The organism is Mesorhizobium sp. M7A.F.Ca.US.014.04.1.1 (assembly GCF_003998745.1).
Classification (GTDB): Bacteria; Pseudomonadota; Alphaproteobacteria; order Rhizobiales; family Rhizobiaceae; genus Mesorhizobium; species Mesorhizobium ciceri.
In genome coordinates this window covers 1-12,377 of sequence record NZ_RZRW01000122.1, presented here as the reverse complement: position 1 = coordinate 12,377, position 12,377 = coordinate 1, and the positions used below count along the sequence as shown (strand labels likewise).

Annotated in this window: 10 protein-coding genes and 1 pseudogene; 1 reads left to right on the top strand and 10 read right to left on the bottom strand. The window is 64.6% G+C overall.

Going from position 1 to position 12,377, the window contains the following annotated elements:
• From EOA22_RS11135 to EOA22_RS11110, 6 genes and pseudogenes are all read right to left on the bottom strand, one after another.
• Nucleotides 1-241: pseudogene (locus EOA22_RS11135) on the bottom strand (ABC transporter permease); the annotation flags it as partial.
• Nucleotides 241-1,752: an ABC transporter ATP-binding protein gene (locus tag EOA22_RS11130; protein ID WP_063169489.1), complete on the bottom strand. Its 1,512-nt coding sequence runs from the start codon at nucleotides 1,750-1,752 to the stop codon at nucleotides 241-243. The pseudogene EOA22_RS11135 and the gene EOA22_RS11130, both read right to left, overlap by 1 nt.
• A 235-nt stretch (nucleotides 1,753-1,987) precedes the next feature.
• Complete coding sequence (locus tag EOA22_RS11125; protein ID WP_013528955.1) at nucleotides 1,988-3,019, bottom strand: BMP family protein; 1,032 nt, start codon at nucleotides 3,017-3,019, stop codon at nucleotides 1,988-1,990.
• A gap of 143 nt (nucleotides 3,020-3,162) precedes the next feature.
• The gene (gene pcaF, locus EOA22_RS11120; RefSeq protein ID WP_013528954.1) at nucleotides 3,163-4,368 is read right to left on the bottom strand and encodes a 3-oxoadipyl-CoA thiolase; all 1,206 of its coding nucleotides are present in this window, start codon (nucleotides 4,366-4,368) and stop codon (nucleotides 3,163-3,165) included.
• Nucleotide 4,369: 1 nt separating this feature from the next.
• Nucleotides 4,370-5,170 carry a CoA-transferase subunit beta gene (locus EOA22_RS11115; protein WP_063169490.1) on the bottom strand — a complete coding sequence of 267 codons (801 nt, stop codon included), beginning with the start codon at nucleotides 5,168-5,170 and terminating at the stop codon, nucleotides 4,370-4,372.
• The gene (locus EOA22_RS11110) at nucleotides 5,167-6,024 is read right to left on the bottom strand and encodes a CoA transferase subunit A (protein ID WP_063169491.1); all 858 of its coding nucleotides are present in this window, start codon (nucleotides 6,022-6,024) and stop codon (nucleotides 5,167-5,169) included. Before EOA22_RS11110 ends, EOA22_RS11115 begins: the two co-directional genes overlap by 4 nt.
• Before the next feature lie 121 nt (nucleotides 6,025-6,145).
• On the opposite strand from EOA22_RS11110, the gene EOA22_RS11105 reads away from it, so the two are divergent.
• The gene (locus EOA22_RS11105; protein ID WP_027163027.1) at nucleotides 6,146-6,916 is read left to right on the top strand and encodes an IclR family transcriptional regulator C-terminal domain-containing protein; all 771 of its coding nucleotides are present in this window, start codon (nucleotides 6,146-6,148) and stop codon (nucleotides 6,914-6,916) included.
• Nucleotides 6,917-7,157: 241 nt separating this feature from the next.
• Here the strand turns inward: EOA22_RS11105 and EOA22_RS11095 are convergent, their stop codons facing one another.
• From EOA22_RS11095 to EOA22_RS11080, 4 genes are read right to left on the bottom strand one after another with little or no spacing between them, the layout of a single operon-like run.
• Nucleotides 7,158-8,459 (bottom strand): FAD-binding oxidoreductase, encoded by a 1,302-nt coding sequence (locus tag EOA22_RS11095; protein ID WP_063169492.1) that lies wholly within the window; start codon nucleotides 8,457-8,459, stop codon nucleotides 7,158-7,160.
• 2 nt (nucleotides 8,460-8,461) lie between these two features.
• Nucleotides 8,462-9,841 carry a glutamine synthetase family protein gene (locus EOA22_RS11090; protein ID WP_063169493.1) on the bottom strand — a complete coding sequence of 460 codons (1,380 nt, stop codon included), beginning with the start codon at nucleotides 9,839-9,841 and terminating at the stop codon, nucleotides 8,462-8,464.
• 6 nt (nucleotides 9,842-9,847) lie between these two features.
• Nucleotides 9,848-11,131 (bottom strand): glycosyltransferase, encoded by a 1,284-nt coding sequence (locus tag EOA22_RS11085; protein ID WP_013528948.1) that lies wholly within the window; start codon nucleotides 11,129-11,131, stop codon nucleotides 9,848-9,850.
• 10 nt (nucleotides 11,132-11,141) lie between these two features.
• Nucleotides 11,142-12,080, bottom strand: a complete 939-nt coding sequence (locus EOA22_RS11080; RefSeq protein ID WP_063169494.1) for a GntR family transcriptional regulator — start codon at nucleotides 12,078-12,080, stop codon at nucleotides 11,142-11,144.
• Nucleotides 12,081-12,377: the final 297 nt, after the last annotated feature.

Genomic DNA, 12,377 nt, shown 5'->3' with positions numbered 1-12,377 from the left:
GGAAGCCGCCCGCCACCGCCAGTCCGGTGAAGATCATCGGCGCGGCGCGCACCATCGTTTCGGTGATCGCATAGCTGTCGCCCAGCGAGGCCGTGAACATCACGCCATACGCATCGAGCACGCCGGCGCCGGCCAGCGCGATCAGGCCACTGCACAGGACAAGCGTCGCGCCGATAGCCAGCAGCGGCAAAGCGAGGTTGAACCAGGCCGGCGTAGAGGTGCGGACTTCCAGGCGAAACATCAGCTGTGCCCCTCCGCCCCGGTCATCATCAGGCCGAGCTGTGCGATCGTTGCATCGGCGCTGTCGAGCGTGCCGACAATGCGGCCCTCATACATCACCGCGATGCGATCGCAGAGCACCAGCAGCTCTTCCAGATCCTCGCCGATGACGATGATGCCGCAGCCCTTGGCCCGCATGTCGAGGAACTTTTCGTGGATGAAACGCGCCGCGCCGATATCGAGCCCGCGCGTCGGTTGCGAGACGATCAGAACCTTCGGGTCGAAGGCCAGTTCGCGTGCCAAGAGCGCCTTCTGCAGATTGCCGCCGGACAGCGCTCCCGCGCGGGTCATCGGCCCGGGGCACCTTATATCATAGGCCTTGATCTGCTCTTCCGCGAAGGCGCGGATCGTATCCGGCTTGAGCAGGCCCTTGCTGCTGAACGCGGCGGTGCCGATGCGCGGCAACACCATCGAATCCGCGAGCGGCAGGTTGGTAACCAGCCCCGTCGTCATACGGTCTTCCGGGATGCGGCCAAGACCGAGCGCCTGCACTTCGCGCGGCGAAAAGCGTGAGACTTTCTGGCCGGCGATCGTCATCCGGCCGGCGTCAGGTACGCGCACGCCGGAGATGACCTCCGCCAGCGCGCGCTGGCCATTGCCCGACACGCCGGCAATGCCGAGGATCTCGCCTGCACGCACGGCAAGCGACACGTCGCGCAGCGCCGTACCCGAATGACGCGAGGTGGAAATGCCGTCGAGGGTCAGCACCGCAGCACCGGGCGTCGACTGTCCCCGCGCCGGCGGCACGATCTCATGGCCGCACATCAGTTGCGCCATTGCGGACGATGTCGTGTTGGCGGGATCGTCGACGCGGCCGGCGACGCGCCCATGCCGCAGCACTGTGCAGCGATGCGTCAGTGCCCGCACCTCGTTGAGCTTGTGCGAAATGAAAATGATGCCGAGCCCTTGCGCCGCCATCGACCGCAACGCCGAAAACAGCCCGTCGACCTCGCTCGGCGCCAGCACCGCCGTCGGCTCGTCGAGGATCAAGAGCCTGGCGCCGCGAAACAGTGCCTTGACGATTTCGAGCCGCTGCTGCTCGCCGACCGACAGCGCCGAGACCGGAAGATCGGGATCAAGCGTCAGCCCATGCTGGCGGCCGATCTCGGCCAGCCGCGCCAGCCCGCCGGCGCGGTCGATCCGCCCTGTCTTGCCGGGAATGCCTATCAGCAGGTTCTCCAGCACCGTCAGCCTTGGCGCCAGATGAAAATGCTGGTGCACCATGCCGATGCCGGCGGCTAGCGCATCGGCGGAACTTGTGATCCGCACCGGCCTGCCCTGGATGAGAATCTCGCCGGCGTCGGGCGCATAGGCGCCGAACAGCACGTTCATCAGCGTCGTCTTGCCGGCGCCGTTCTCGCCCAGCAGCCCGAGGATCTCGCCCGGCGCGACGCTAAGGTCGACAGCCTCGTTCGCCTTGACGGCGCCGAAGTGTTTGGTGATGCCGCGCATTTCGATGAGGGGGGCGGACAAGGGGGCTCCTGAACGTACGGGCTTTGCGATTCAGCTTTGATTGAGAGGAATGCGCTGCACCCCCCTCTGGCCTGCCGGCCATCTCCCCCTCAAGGGGGAGATTGGATGTCATATCGGCTTTCGCCAATTTTCTTGAAAGAACAGCGCGTCGCCGAAACTGCTAATCTCCCCCCTTGAGGGGAGATGTCCGGCAGGGCAGAGGGGGGCGCCTAGCGCCAGCCCCTCAAACCAGAACTCAATCCGAAACCGGCGTGTTCTCGTCCACGTCGACGCGGAAATTGCCTTCGAGTATCTCGGCTTTCTTCTTTTCGACCAGCTCCTTCACGTCCGCCGGCAGCGTCTTGTCGAACTTGTGGTAAGGCGCCAGATGCGAGCCGCCCTTGGCCATGCGCGAGAAGTCGCCATAGTCCTGCGCGGTGAAGACGCCGGCCTTGACCAGCTTGATCGCCTGTTCGACCGTCGGATACATGTCCCAGACCGGGCCGGTGATGACCGTATCCGGGCCGAGACTCGATTGGTCGGACATGTTGGAGATGGCAAGGATCTTCTTGTCGACCGCCGCTTCGATGACACCGAAGCGCTCGGCATAGATGACGTCGACACCGGCGTCGATCTGCGCGACCGCCGCTTCCTTGGCCTTGGGCGGATCGAAGAAAGAGCCGATGAAGGCGACCTTCTTCTTGATGTTCGGGTTGACCTCCTTGGCGCCGGCGAAGAAGGCGTTGACCAGCCGGTTCACTTCCGGAATGCCCATCGCCGCGACGGCGCCGATCGTGCCCGACTTCGACATCTTGCCGGCGATCATACCGGAGAGATAGGCGGGCTCGTGGATCCAGTTGTCGAACACGCCAAAATTCGGTTCCGCCGGCCCGGCACCGGAGCCGAACAGCCAGGCGGTCTTCGGGAACTGCTTGGCGGTGCGGCGCGATTCACGCTCGGCGGCGAAGGCATCACCCAGCACCAGCTGGTAGCCGCCTTGCGCGTATTCGCGCATGACGCGGCTGAAATCGGCGGTCTGCACCTTCTCCGACCATTTGTATTCGATGCCGAGTTCCTTCTCGGCTTTCTGCAGGGCGACATGGATCTGGTTGTCCCATGGCTCCTCGATCGGCGTGGCGAAGATCGCCGCCACCTTCAGTTTCTTGTCCTTGCCGAAGGCAGCGCCCGGCAGCATTGCCGCAGCCAGGCCAAGCGCGCCCAACTCCAGCACATTGCGTCGCGAAAGCCCTTCGCGTGCGGATTGAAATCTGTTCTTTCGGTTTTCCATTGTATTCCCCTCTGTTCGACAGCCGTGTCGAGCCGGCTGTTCTAAAAATCAGACGAGGAACTATGGAACGGGTCCGGACTTTTGTCCACGTGGTCAAATTTAACCGCACCGGATTCTCGAAGTTAGCCGGAGAGACTTGCCGATCAGACCCGTTCCAGCGCGATCGCGATGCCCTGGCCGACGCCGATGCACATGGTGGCAAGCGCATACCGGCCGCCGCGCTCGCGAAGCTCCAGCGCCGCCGTGCCGGATATGCGGGCGCCCGACATGCCCAAGGGATGGCCGAGCGCGATGGCGCCGCCATTCGGGTTGACGTGTTCGGCGTCCTCGGCAATGCCGAGCTGGCGCAGCACGGCGATGCCTTGCGAGGCAAAGGCTTCGTTGAGCTCGATGACGTCGAACTGTTTTGGTGTCAGGCCAAGCCGCGCGCAGAGTTTTTGCGTCGCCGGCACCGGGCCGATGCCCATGATGCGCGGCGCCACGCCGGCGGCAGCCCCGCCGAGGATGCGGGCGATCGGCGTCAGCCCATACTTTTTCACCGCCGCCTCGGAGGCAACGATCAGTGCCGCCGCGCCGTCATTGACGCCGGAAGCATTGCCGGCCGTCACCGTGCCGCCCTGCCGGAACGGCGTCGGCAGCTTGGCCAGCGCCTCGACCGTTGAGCCCGCGCGGGGGTGTTCATCCTTGCTGACAATGAGCGCATCGCCCTTGCGCTGCAGGATGGTCACTGGGGTGATCTCCTTCGCCAATCTTCCATTGGCTTGTGCGGCGACGGCCTTGTTCTGGCTGCGCACTGCGAAGGCGTCCTGGTCGGCCCGCGACACCGAAAAATCCTCGGCGACGTTCTCGCCGGTTTCCGGCATGGAATCGACGCCATACTGCTTCTTCATCAGCGGGTTGACGAAGCGCCAGCCGATGGTGGTGTCGTAAATCTCGGCATTGCGCGAGAACGCCGTGTCGGCCTTGGGCATGACGAAGGGTGCCCGGCTCATCGATTCGACGCCGCCCGCGATCATCAGCTCCGCCTCGCCGGCCTTGATGGCTCGGGCGGCAATGGTCAGCGCATCCATGCCGGAGCCGCACAGGCGATTGACGGTCGAGCCCGGGACCTCCTTTGGCAGCCCGGCCAGCAGCAGCGCCATGCGCGCTACGTTGCGATTGTCCTCGCCGGCCTGGTTGGCGCAGCCATAGACGACATCGTCGATCGCCTGCCAGTCGATGCCCGGATTGCGCTCGGCCAGCGCCCTCAGCGGGATGGCGCCTAGATCGTCCGATCGTACCGAAGACAGCGAACCGCCGAAGCGGCCGATCGGCGTGCGGATGTAGTCGCAGATATAGGCCTCGGCCATGTCATGCAGCCTTTGCTTTTCCGGTTCCCTCATGCGCCGCCTTGGTGCGGGCCTGCAGGTCGCGCAATGTCTTCAATTCGAGTTCGCTTGGCGCCGGTGTTTCGTCAAGCGCCTCCGCGAACTTTACCACCCAGCCACAGCTCTCCTGCACCTGCTGGCGGGTGACGCCCGGATGCAACGACACGACGGTGAATTCCTTGGTCACCGGATCCGGCTTCCAGATGGCGAGATCGGTGATCAGCAAGGTCGGACCTGATGTGTCGATGCCAAGCCGCTTGCGATGGTCGCCGCCCTCGCCATGGCCGAAGGAGGTGAAGAAGTCGATCTTCTCGACCATGCCGCGCTTGGTCTGCGCCATTGTGATGTAGATCTGCTTCGACGAGGTCGCGATCTCCGGCGCGCCGCCGCCGCCGGGCAGCCTGGTCTTGGGATGGAAATAGTCGCCGATGACCGTGGTGTTGATGTTGCCGAACTTGTCGATCTGCGCCGCCCCCAAAAAACCGATCGAGATGCGGCCGCCCTGCAGCCAGTAGCGGAACATCTCCGGCACCGCGACGGTGGTGACGGCGGTCTCGCACAATTCGCCATCGCCGATCGACAGCGGCAGCACGTCGGGCGCGGTGCCGATCGTGCCGCTCTCGTAGATCAGCGTGATGTCAGGCGCATGCGTTAGCCGCGCCACATTGCAGGCCGCGGACGGTGCGCCGATGCCGACGAAGCAGACATCGTCATTCCTGAGCGCCCTGCTGGCGGCGATCGTCATCATCTCGTTGGGGGTGAAACCCAATGGATTGTCGCTCATGCCGCTTTCCTCAAATGCTCGACCCGGGCCGCGAAATCGCCGGCGCTCTTCTCGATGACATTGGCCTGCATCCACGCCTGGAATTTGTCACGGTCGGCGGCGATCTCGTCCCATTCGAGATAGGCGGCATTGTCACGCGCATAATAGCCATGTGCGTAGGACGGGTGCGAGCCGCCTGGCACGACGGATATCGCCGCGATCGTCCAGCGCGGCAGCACGGTCAGATTGGGGTGCAGATCGTCGAAATTATCGACCACTTCCTCCACCGTCACCACCGCTCGCTTGGCCGCCAGCACCGCTTCCTTCTGGATGCCGATGATGCCTTCGACCAGCACATTGCCTTGTCTGTCGGCCTTCTGCGCATGGATGAAGGTGACGTCAGGCCTGATCGAAGGAACAGCCGCCAGCACCTCGCCGGTGAACGGACAGGTGACAGACTTGATGTTCGGATTGACCGCCGCGAGGCCAGCACCGCGATAGCCGCGAAACACCGCGCAGGGCAGACCGGCCGCGCCCGCCTCATAGGCATTGGCCATGCCGGCATGGCTGTGCTCCTCGATCTCGATCGATCTGGGGAAACCGTTCTCGATGGCGTCGCGGGCGCGCCGCAGCAGGCCGACGCCGGGATTGCCGACATAGGAGAAGACGATTTTCTTCGCCATGCCCATACCGATCATCTGGTCGTAGATCAGGTCCGGCGTCATGCGGACCAGGGTCAGGTCGCGAAAACCCTGACGGATCGCCTCATGCGCCGCCGCCGTCGGGATCAGATGGGTGAAACCCTCGAAGGCGACCGTGTCATCATCGTTCAAATTCTCCGCAACAGCCTGTTTGAGCGGCAGGAACTTGACCATCGCATCGGCTCCGGGTTCAAAAAGTTCGCATTGCGAACATATGTTTTATATGCGATACTTTCTACGCTGGGGGAGGGCGAGGAGTCAATCCTGGCGTCGATGCCGTTCCCGCGGAGTTGAGATGGACGAAGAAGCCGCTTCCCGTGATCATGTCGGCTCGCTCGAGCGCGGCCTTGCCGTCATGGAGATCCTGGCTCGGCATCCCTCGGGCATGACGCTGACCGAAATGGCCGAGGAAGCGGGCCTGACCCGCGCCGGCGCCCGCCGCTTTCTGCTGACGCTCACCGCCACCGGCTATGCAACGCAAGCCGGCCGCGTGTTCTCGCTGTCGCCACGCTTGCTGACGATCGCCCGCACCTGGCTCGGCGGCGCCTCGCTCTGGGCCTTCGCCGCACCCATCATGCGCGCGGTCGCCGCACAGCTGAACGAGGCCTGTTCGGCGGCGATCCTGTCGGGTGCCGATGTCGTCTATGTCGCCCGTATTCCCGGCCGCCGCATCCTCAGCGTGTCGCTCGATGTCGGCACCAGGCTGCCGGCCTATTGCACCTCGATGGGACGCATCCTGCTTGCCGGTCTGACGCCTCAGGAATTGGACGCATTCCTCGGCCAGGCGACGATCGAGAGACGGACGCCGAAGACGATCACCGACAGGTGTTTGTTAGCCAACGCCATCGGCAAGGCGAAAGCGGACGGCTTTGCCATCGTCGACGAGGAACTGGAACTCGGCCTGCGCTCGATCGCCGTGCCGATCCGCGACCGCGCAGAACGCACGGTCGCGGCCATCAACGTCTCGACGCAATCGGCGCGGTTCTCCGTCGCGGAGATGGAGCGGGAGATTCTGCCGGCGCTGCTGGAGGCCAGGCAGCGGATTGAAGATTTTTTTGTGGTTTAAGAGGCCTTCTCCAACAACCTTCACCGTCGGCGGGACAGCGCCCCCCTCTGCCCTGCCGGGCATCTCCCCCTCTTGGGGGGAGATCGGACGTCACGCCGGCTTTCGCCAATCTCCAACGACGCAGGAATGGGCGAAGCCACCAATCTGCCAATCTCCCCCCTTGAGGGGGAGATGTCCGGCAGGACTGAGGGGGGCGCGAAGGATCGCGGCGTTTTGCAATTCGCCGCCGCCCCGCCGACCCTCAATGCTTGATGCGATCCCGCATGGCATACCACAGCATGCCCAGCACATAGAGCGGACCGCGCAGCGCCGTGCCGCCGGGGAATGGCATCGGGGTGAGCGTCGAGAACAGATCGAGCCGCGAGGCGTCGCCGGCGATCGCCTCGGCCAGGAGCTTGCCCGACAGCGTCGACAGGATGACGCCCTTGCCGGAATAGCCATGCGCGAAATAGACCTCGCCATAGTGCCCGACATGCGGCAGCCTGGATGTCGTCACCGACACCAGCCCGCCCCAGGCGTGATCGATGCGGCAGCCCTGAAGTTGCGGGAAGGTGGCTTCCATATGCGGCCGCACGAAGCCGGCGATATCGGCCGGCGGTGACGGCGTGTAGCGCTCGCCGCCGCCGAACAGCAGCCGGCCGTCCGCCGACATCCGGTAATAGTTGACGACGAAGCGTGTGTCGGACACCGCGACATTGGCCGGGATGACATTGCGCTTGCCCTCCAGCGGCTCGGTGGCGACGATGTAGTTGCCAACCGGCATGATGCGGCTGTTGACGCGCGGCTCCAGCCCATCGAGCAGAGCGTCACCGGCCAGCACGACATGTTTTGCACGCACCGATCCCTTTGCCGTCGAGATCCGGATCGAAGGCTCACGCTCCAGCTTCACCGCCACCGAATTCTCATGGATGACGACGCCGGCAGCAATCGCCGCGCGGGCAAGGCCGAGCGTGTAGTTCAGCGGATGCATGTGGCCGCCGAGCGGCTCATACATCGCGCCATGATAGGGTGTGTCGACCTTGGCTCGGGCTTCCGCCGCCGACAGGATTTCGGCGTGCGGGAACTTCATCACCGTAGCCAGGCACTCGACCTCTTCCTCGAGATCCTTGAGGTCGGAACCGTTGACCGCGCCGACCAGATGGCCGGTCAGCCTGAGATCGCAATCGATGGCATGGCGCTCGATGATGTCGAGCACCAGCCCACGCGCCTCGAACGCAAGATCGAACAGCACCTTTGCCCGCTCCGGCCCGTAGAGCTTGACCAGGCCCTTGGCGCCCTTGCGCAGGCCGGGGATCATCTGGCCGCCATTGCGGCCCGACGCCCCCCAACCGATCTTGCCGCCTTCGAGCAGCACCACCTTCAACCCGCGCTCGGCGGCGTGAAGGGCGGCCGACAGGCCGGTGCAGCCGCCGCCGACGACAACCAGGTCGGTGTCGACGTCGCCGACCAGCGCCGGATGGTCCGGCGCCGGATTGGCGGTGGCGACATAATAGGATTTTGCGATATCGAGGCCCGAATTGAAGCCCGTTGAACTGGAAGCCATGATCACACCTTCAGCAGAAGGTGGTCGCGTTCCCAGCTCGTCACCACGCCCTGGAACAGGTCGAGCTCGACGCTCTTTACGCGCAGATAAGTCTGGAAGAAATCCTCGCCGAGCAGTTCCCGCACCGGGCCGCAAGCCTCGAAACGATCGAGCGCCTCCTCCATCGTCTTCGGCAGCGTGCTCTTGATCTTGTAGGCATTGCCCGACGCCTCGGGCGAGCGCGCCAGTTTCTGCTCGACGCCGAGATAGCCGGCAAGCAGCGAGCCGGCGATCGCCAGGTAAGGATTGGAATCCGCGCCCGGAAGCCGGTTCTCCACCCGCCGCGCGGCGCGGCCGCCGGCCGGCACGCGCAGGCCGCAGGAGCGGTTGTCATGCGACCATTCGATGTTGGCCGGCGCGCTGTGGTTCGGCCTGATGCGGCGGAACGAGTTCACGTTGGGCGCGAACAGCGGCATGATTTCGGGGACATATTTCTGCAGGCCGCCGATGAAGTGGCCAAACATTGCGGTGTCGGCATCGTCGCTGCCGGCAAACAAAGTCCTGCCGGCCTCGTCGATGACCGACATGTGCAGATGCATGGAGCTGCCGGCCTGTGCGGCGATCGGCTTGGCCATGAAGGTGGCGTGCATGCCGCTTTGCTGCGCGGCCTGGCGCGTCAGCCGCTTGAACAGCAGCACCTTGTCGGCCAGCGGCAGCGCATCGCCATGCAGGAAGTTGATCTCCAACTGCGCGGTTCCCGACTCATGGATCAGCGTGTCGAGCGGCAGGCCGGCCGCCGCCGCATAATCGTAAATGCGGCGGATCACCGGCTCGAACTCCTCGAGCCCGGCCATATCGTAGGGATGCTGCACGGTCTCGGCGCGGCCATTGGCGCCGACCGGGGCGGTCAGCGGACGGTCCGGATCCGGATTGGGCGCGGTGAGATAGAATTCCACCTCGGGCGCCACCACCGCCCGCCAGCCGCGCTTGGCGTAGAGGTCGAGCACGGCCCTGAGCACATGGCGCGGCGAGGCCATCCAGGGCCGGCCGTCCATATGGAAGGCATCGGCAAAGACATAGGCCTTGCCGGGAGCGGCACCCGGCGCCAGGCAGAGCGTCGATACATCAGGCACCATGCGCATGTCCGGATCCGAATAGGCAAAACCCTCGTCGATCGAGCCGGAATAGCGGCCGTCGATGCTGACCAGGAAAGCGCTGCTCGGCAGATAGAGCGCGCGGTCTTCAAGCGCCTGGAGGAATTTGGCCGTCGGCAAGGCCTTGCCGCGCAGGACGCCGTTCATGTCGGGCACCAGGCACTCGACTTCGTTGATGCCGTGCCGGGCCAGCCAGGCCTTGGCATCGTTGCCGCTGGAGAGCGAGATGTTCGTGTTGTTGTCAGGCATTTTCGTTCAAATCCGTATCAGAGAGAGTATGGCTTGCGCGGCCGCATCCGTTCCGGGTTTCAGCGCCATTTGGGCTGCATTGTCCTTGAGGCGGGCGCGCATGGCATCGTCGGCCAGCAGGCCGAGAATGGCTTTCTCCAACACTCCTTCGGTCCAGCCGTCACGGCCGATATGGTCGCCGGTGCCGGTCTCTTCGGCGCGTTGCGCGTTGTCGTGTCCATCCCAGCAATAGGGCATGATCAGCGACGGCACGCCGAAGCGCAGCGCTTCGCAAAAACTGTTGTTGCCGCCGTGATGGATGAACAGATCCGACTTCGCCACCACCGAGGGCTGCGGAAACCAGGCGTCGAGATAGACATTGTCCGGCACCGCGCGGTAAGCGTCGCGCAGGCCGCCGGCATTGACGATGAAGCGCGCCGGCAGCCTGTCGAACACCACCAGCATGCGCTCGATCAGGCCGACATCCATGGCACCCAGGCTGCCGAAGCTGACATAGACCAGCGGCCCGCCATTGCGCGGGAACACCGGCACCTCGAACGGCCCTTCAGAACGCACGCAGCCCTCGAGATAGACGAAGCGCGCGGGGTCGAGCGGCTCGGCACGCTCGCGGCGCACGATCGTCGGCGTCAGCAGCAGGTTGAGATCGGGCGACGTCTCGAGGAACTGACCCTTCGGCAGCGGCCCCAGTCCGGCATCCGCCCGGAAGCGGTTGAAGCGGTCATGCGCCGGCGCGCAAGCCGCCAGATACCTGGCCTCGAACGCCGCGCGTTGCGGGTCGTCCACGCCAAGCCCCGACAGATAGGGCGGCACATTGGCGTCCGGCAGCTCGGTCTCGGCGCAGGAGACGACGCGCACCCACGGACAGCCGGCGGCGGCGATCGCCGGGAACATGATGACATTGTCGAGCACCACGGCATCCGGCTTGAGCCGTGCCAGCAATTGGCGCAGCGGCGCCTCGGCATTGACCGCGGTGTCGACGATGGCCTGCCAGGTCGGAGCGACATAGGTCTCAAGCTGGTCGATCGGGCTCAGCCTGAAATGCGGCAGGTGCCGGCGCACGAAAGCCTGCCAGTAGCTCTGACGTTGGCTCTCGCTCAGCGGCTCGTCGGTTGGCAACTGGTATTCCTGGAAACCATAGTCGGCAAAGACGCCGGAGAAACCGGCATGGCAGATGAAGACGGGCCGGGCGCCTTTCGCACGCAGCGCCTGCGCGATGCCGACGCAATTCAACGCCGCGCCGAAGCTTGCTTCGGGAAACAGCGCGATGGTCGGGCTGGCTTTACGCGTCAATTAATCCTCGTCATTCCGGCCGGCTGATCGTGCCGAACAGCGCGGGAGCCCCGCGGCTGGCCGCTTGCGGTCGCTGGTTGCGGGAGAGCCGCAGATGAATGCGAAGCAGATCGGCAGCCACCTCATACTGCAGGCTTTCAAGATGGTCGAGTATGACAAGGTGTTCGCGCAGCGATTGCCGCAATCGGAAGACGTTGACGCCGGCATAGATGCCCGGCAGCCGGCGCAGCCTGAGGTGATCGGCGAGCGCGTCGGCGATGAAGCGGTTGGCGCTGCCCTCGGCGAGCATGCCGTGAAAATCGATGTCCAATCGCTGGAACTCGCGTGTGTCGAAGGCGGCGTCCGGCAGCGTCACCAGCGCTTCCATAGCCTGGCGCAACGTCGCCGCCCGCGCGCCGTCCAGCCTGAAGCCGGGCGTCAGGATGGCCGCGGGCTCGAGCAGCAAGCGGAACTCGTAGCTGTCGCCTTGCGCTTCCGGATCGTCGGGCGTGCGCCGAAACAGCCAGGACTGGCCAGGCGCACGATCCAGCAGATTCTCTTCGGTCAGTTTGTTCAACGCTTTTAATACCGTCTTGCGCTCGGCACTGTAGCGCCGCATCAATCCCGCGACGGTCACCGTCTGGTCCAGTCGCCGCGCCGAGCGGTCGCGCAGGATCGCCTCGGCCAACTCGTCCTCCTCGGCAGCGGGCAATTCCGTGGCGACCGAAGCCTGCGCGGTGAGGTCGATGGCCAGATGATAACCGGACTCCGCCTCCCAGCGCACGACGCCCCGTTCCGCGAGCAGGCCGAGTGCCGCCCGCACCGGCGTGCGCGAGACATTGCACAGCGACGCGATCTGCTGCTCGGGCAAGCGTGCACCGGGCTCGAAGCCGCGCTGGCGCGCCACATCCAGGATGCGCTGCGCCAGATCAAGATGGTTGGTGCGGGGTCGTCTGGCTGCGGCTTGCATGGCTGGTCCAGCGGAAAACGAGATGACCGCATTGATTTGACCGATCGCCCGAACGGACGCAATCGGCCAGTTTCCTCGGTCGTTTGACAAATTATGGATTGACGTACTTTTTTCTGCAATAGTACTGTCAGCACAATCGGCGAGAAAAAGACCGAGGGAACAGGATCGAGGCAGCGGCAAGGGTCGCAAGCGTTGGTCCGGCGAATGAAATTCGACGATCAACCGAATGGGAGTCTGTCATGACCGCTACCAGCCTTCGGCGCCGTGCGCTGAAAACTTCTTCGATCGCACTTGGCC

Coding starts and splice junctions, on each gene's coding strand:
- EOA22_RS11110 (WP_063169491.1), bottom strand. CDS start 6,024: ATGGTCAAGTTCCTGCCGCTCAAACAGGCTGTTGCGGAGAATTTGAAC.
- EOA22_RS11095 (WP_063169492.1), bottom strand. CDS start 8,459: ATGGCTTCCAGTTCAACGGGCTTCAATTCGGGCCTCGATATCGCAAAA.
- EOA22_RS11080 (WP_063169494.1), bottom strand. CDS start 12,080: ATGCAAGCCGCAGCCAGACGACCCCGCACCAACCATCTTGATCTGGCG.
- EOA22_RS11125 (WP_013528955.1), bottom strand. CDS start 3,019: ATGGAAAACCGAAAGAACAGATTTCAATCCGCACGCGAAGGGCTTTCG.
- EOA22_RS11115 (WP_063169490.1), bottom strand. CDS start 5,170: ATGAGCGACAATCCATTGGGTTTCACCCCCAACGAGATGATGACGATC.
- pcaF (WP_013528954.1), bottom strand. CDS start 4,368: ATGGCCGAGGCCTATATCTGCGACTACATCCGCACGCCGATCGGCCGC.
- EOA22_RS11105 (WP_027163027.1), top strand. CDS start 6,146: ATGGACGAAGAAGCCGCTTCCCGTGATCATGTCGGCTCGCTCGAGCGC.
- EOA22_RS11090 (WP_063169493.1), bottom strand. CDS start 9,841: ATGCCTGACAACAACACGAACATCTCGCTCTCCAGCGGCAACGATGCC.